The sequence below is a fragment of the Roseomonas rosulenta genome, assembly GCF_016106005.1.
Classification (GTDB): Bacteria; Pseudomonadota; Alphaproteobacteria; order Acetobacterales; family Acetobacteraceae; genus Neoroseomonas; species Neoroseomonas rosulenta.
In genome coordinates this window covers 1-4,317 of the sequence record NZ_JACADR010000330.1, presented here as the reverse complement: position 1 = coordinate 4,317, position 4,317 = coordinate 1, and the positions used below count along the sequence as shown (strand labels likewise).

The 4,317-nt window shown below is 73.3% G+C and carries 4 protein-coding genes and 1 tRNA gene; 1 reads left to right on the top strand and 4 read right to left on the bottom strand.

Annotated elements, in window-relative coordinates; genetic code table 11:
- On the bottom strand, window positions 1-1,296 hold a 1,296-nt coding region (locus HW578_RS23460; protein ID WP_198373128.1), incomplete at its 3' end, for a cation:proton antiporter domain-containing protein.
- Between the two features lie 31 nt (window positions 1,297-1,327).
- Entirely contained in the window at window positions 1,328-1,858 is a 531-nt protein-coding gene (locus HW578_RS23455) for a GNAT family N-acetyltransferase (protein WP_198373127.1), read from the bottom strand.
- A gap of 104 nt (window positions 1,859-1,962) precedes the next feature.
- On the opposite strand from HW578_RS23455, the gene HW578_RS23450 reads away from it, so the two are divergent.
- Window positions 1,963-2,039: transfer RNA gene (locus HW578_RS23450), tRNA-Arg, on the top strand.
- A gap of 352 nt (window positions 2,040-2,391) precedes the next feature.
- Here HW578_RS23450 and HW578_RS23445 read toward each other — a convergent pair.
- Together HW578_RS23445 and HW578_RS23440 are read right to left on the bottom strand one after the other, a co-directional pair.
- Entirely contained in the window at window positions 2,392-2,964 is a 573-nt protein-coding gene (locus HW578_RS23445; protein ID WP_198373126.1) for a GNAT family N-acetyltransferase, read from the bottom strand.
- Window positions 2,965-2,987: 23 nt separating this feature from the next.
- On the bottom strand, window positions 2,988-4,317 hold a 1,330-nt coding region (locus HW578_RS23440; RefSeq protein ID WP_198373125.1), incomplete at its 5' end, for an aldehyde dehydrogenase family protein.

Here is a 4,317-nt window from a genome sequence, read left to right as displayed (position 1 = left end):
GGCCGCCACCACGCGCCCCACGCGCCCATGCCCGACCAGGATCGCGTGGCCCGACAGCCCCTGCGGCGGCGCCTGCGACAGCCGGGCGCGGCCGCGCCGCAGCAGCCAGGCGCGCATGCGCCGCGTGCCTTCGATGCGCGCGGCCAGCCGGTCGGCCAGCAGCTGCGTCAGGGGCGTGAAAAGGATGGTCAGCGTCGCCGCCACCAGGATCGGCCCGCGCACCGTGTCCGGCAGCACGCCCGAGGCGATGGCGAGCGCGCCGAGCAGGAAGGAGAACTCGCCGATCTGCGTCATCGCGCCTGCAACGGTGGTCGCGGCGGGGACCGGCACGCGCATCAGCAGCAGCAGCCCCAGGATGGTGCCGCCGGTGCCCAGCAGCACGGCCAGCAGCGTCGCGAGCGAGGCGCCGGGCATCGCCACCATTGCCGCCGGATCGACCAGCGCGCCGACCGAGACGAAGAACAGTGCGACGAACACCCGCTGCAGCGGCACCGTCTCGGCCGCCGCCTGGTGGCCGAGCGGACTCTCGCCCAGCAGCACGCCCGCGAAGAAGGCACCGAGCGCCGGCGAGACCCCGAACGTCGCCGACGAACCGAAGGCGGTGCCGAGCGCGATCACGATCACCGCCAGCGTGAACAACTCGCGCGACCCGGTTCCCGCCACCAGGCCGAGCAGCCGCGGCAGCAGCACGCGCCCGCCGACGGCCATGGCGACCAGGAAGCCCGAGAGTTCCAGCGCCGTGCGCCCCAGCCGCGCGCCGAGATTCTCCGACGCCCCCGCCAGCACCGGCAGCAGCACGAGTGCCAGCACCACCACCAGGTCCTGCACCACCAGCCAGCCCAGCGCGATGCGCCCTGCCTCGCCGGACAGGCGCCCCTTCTCCTCGAGTGCGCGGGTCGAGACGGCGGTCGAGGAAATGGCCAGCGCCAGGCCGAAGACCAGCGCCGCGCCGAAGCCGAGGTCCAGCGCCAGCGCGCCCGCGGCCGCGCCGACCAGCGTGCCGGCCGCGATCTGCGCCAGCGCCCCCGGCAGGGCCACGCGCCAGACCGCCAGCAGGTCGCGCGCGCGGAAATGCAGCCCGACGGCGAAGAGCAGCAGCGCCACGCCGATCTCGGCCAGCGCGGCGGTGATGGCGGGGTCGGCGACGAAGCCCGGCGTATGGGGGCCGACCGCGATGCCTGCGGCGATGTAGCCGAGCAGTGGCGGCAGGCGCAGCAGCCGCGCGGCGAAGCCGAGCGCGAAAGCGAGGGCGAGCGCCACGACGAGCGTGGCGACCAGCGGTCCGGCATGGGTCATCGCCGGCAGGATAGACGGTTGTGCAGCCGCGTCAGCCGTCCGGTGGCGTGGCCGCGCCCTCGCCGAGTGGACGTGTCATCAGCACGCTGTCCACCCATCGTCCGTGCTTCCAGCCCACCGCTGGCAGCAGCCCCGCGCGCGTGAAGCCGGCCCGGGCATGCAGCCCGATCGAGGGCGTATTGGCGGAGTCGCCGATAACCGCGACCATCAGGCGGAAGCCCCGCGCGGTGCAGTCCGCCACCAGCGCGTCGAGCAGCGCTGCACCGGTACCACCGCGCATCTCGCCGGGCGCGACGTAGACCGAGTTCTCGACCGCGAAGCGATAGGCTGGGCGGGTGCGATAAGCCGAGGCATAGGCGTAGCCCGTGACGCGGCCATTGCGTTCGGCGACCAGGTAGGGATAGCCCGCGGCCAGCACCGCGGCGCGCCGGCGCGCCATCTCGGCGACATCCGGCGGGTCGAGTTCGAAACTTGCGAGGCCGTGCGTGACCCAGTGGCCGTAGATGGCGGCGATGGCGGGAAGGTCGTCGTCCCGGCTGGGACGCAGGAGGGGGGCTGGCATCGCCGGAGGGTGGCCTGCGGAAGTGGGGCGGAAAAGATGGATGACCGGGGGGCGGGTCGCGGGGCTTCCTTCACCCGGGCGGCTGGGCTATGGCTGGAGAACAAGGACCCGTAGCTCAGCTGGATAGAGCGCTGCCCTCCGAAGGCAGAGGTCGAAGGTTCGAATCCTTTCGGGTCCGCCAATCGATCTCCTCCGATCAGATAGACGGAGGGGGAGCGTTTCCCGGCCGCTGCGTGCGGCGCCTTCTCGCGGAAGCACCACGGTTGTGCCCGCACGACTGACGCGGTTCGTCGCGCGATCCAGCATCGTCACGAGAGACTGAGGGTCCTCGCTCGCCGCCACGGCGTGAACCTGAAGCCCATCGACAGTGGCATTCACGAAGCATTGTCGCCGATCTGCTTGCGGCGGAGGCCGATCCCGCCCCGCTCCAGGGCGGTGGGCGCGGCGCAGTTCCGCGCCATCGAGATCCGGCGCCGACCGTGCGTCAGCAGCGCCGCGTCATCCGTGTGGCCGCCGCCTGGAGCGGATCTCGATCAGGTGATTCCACCTGATCGGGATCTGCTCTGGCGCCCGATCTCGAACCACAGGCAGGCTTCGTCGCGTCCGCGTGCCGGGCACCAGATGCGCCCATCCCCGAGCGGCGCCATGCCGAGCAACCGCACCACCGCGAGCGAGGCTGCATTGTCCGCCTGCACCGCCGCGCGCACCCGGGCAACGTCCATGCTGCGGAAGGCCTCCTGTAGCGCTGCGGGCGCGGCCTCGCGCATCAGCCCCTGGCCCTGGAAGGCATCGCCCAGCCAATAGGTGATCAGTGCGGTGGAGACATCGCCCGGCGCACGGGAGATGCTGATCCAGCCCACCACCGCGCCATCGGACCGGCGTTCGATCACGAGCGGCAGGGACCGCCGCTCGGCCGCCGCCATGCGCACGCCGGCGATGCGGTCCGCCGCCATGGGCGGGGTATAGGGTACCGGCCAGGAGGCGAGGCGGCGGCTGATGGCTTCGTTCATCAGGCCGGCGAGCGCCTCGGCGTCGCGCGGTTCGGCGCAGCGCAGGCGCAGGCGTGGCGTCTCCACGGCGGGAAGGGTGGGCGCGTCCACAACCATGGCGTTAGCATAACCCGGAACGGTTAACGCAACAGCCGCTTCGTGATGCGCTCCGCCATCGATCCGCGTGGCGGATCAAACATTCTCGCGAGCGAGAAGCGACCGTGCCGCACCCGCGCGCGCAGGTTCGACAGCGCGCGGAAGCCCTCCTCGCCATGGGTGCGCCCCTGGCCCGAGGCGCCGATGCCTCCGAACGCTAGGTCGGAGAAGCCGACATGCTCGACGCAGCGCCCCTGCACGATGGCGCCGGAGCGCGTGCCGGCCGCCACCGCCGCCTCCTCGGCCGCCGTCGCGCCGAACAGGTAGATGGCGAGGGCGGGCGGGCGAGACGCGATCCAGGCAATCGCGTCCTCGAGGCCGGCGCAGGCGCGCAGCGGCAGGATCGGCCCGAAGACTTCCTCGGACATCAGCGGCGCGTCGTCCGGCGCGGTCGCGAGCGTGATGGCGCGCCGCCGCCCGCCGGCATCCGCCGCCAGCGGGATCAGGGTCGCGCCCTCCGCTAGCCTGTCGAGCCGTGCGGCCTGCGCCTCGTTCAGCACGGCGGTCTCGGGCAGGGCGATGCCGGCGGCGCGGCACGCCTCGGCGAAGGCATCGACGCCGTGCCCCACCAGCAGCACCGTGTCGGGTGCGACGCAGGTCTGCCCGGCGTTCAGTGCCTTGCCGACCAGGATTTCGCGCGCGGCGCGTGCCAGGTCGGCACCGGGCAGCACCACCGCGGCGCATTTCCCGCCCAGTTCCAGCGTGACCGGAGTGAGGTTCGCCGCTGCCGCCAGCGCCACGCGCCGCCCGGTCTGGGTGCCCCCGGTGAACACCAGGTGGTCCCAGGGCTGCGCGGCGAATTCGGCGGCCACCGTTGCGTCGCCGGTGACGCAGCGCGCCATGTCGGGGCCGAGCGCCGCCGCCAGCACCTCGCCGATCAGCGCCGCGCAGCGCGGCGCGTGCTCGGATGGCTTCACCACGATGCGGTTGCCTGCGGCGATCGCGTCCACCGCCGGGGCCAGGGCCAACTGCACCGGGTAGTTCCACGGCGCCATGATGCCGACCACGCCCTTAGGCACCGGTTCCAGCACCGCGCGCGCCGGCCAGAAGGGATAGGGCACGCCGGCGCGGCGCGGGCGCATCCAGCGGGGAAGCCTGCGGCGCGCATGCAGCGCGAAGTCCGCCACCAGAAGGACATCCGCGAGCAGCGTCTCGAGGCGCGACCGTGCGCCGAAATCGGCGGCGGCGGCGTCGGCGATGTCCTCCGCGCGGCGCTTGAGCTCGGTAGCGAGGCGCGCCAGCAGGTCGCGGCGCTGCGCGAGATCGGGTGCGCCGTCGCGCGCCTCGGCGGCACGCAGCGCCGCGAGCGCTTCG

What these genes read in the sequence shown, in the direction of transcription:
- HW578_RS23455 (WP_198373127.1), bottom strand. Translation starts at nt 1,858, where the DNA reads ATGCCAGCCCCCCTCCTGCGTCCCAGCCGGGACGACGACCTTCCCGCC.
- HW578_RS23445 (WP_198373126.1), bottom strand. Translation starts at nt 2,964, where the DNA reads ATGGTTGTGGACGCGCCCACCCTTCCCGCCGTGGAGACGCCACGCCTG.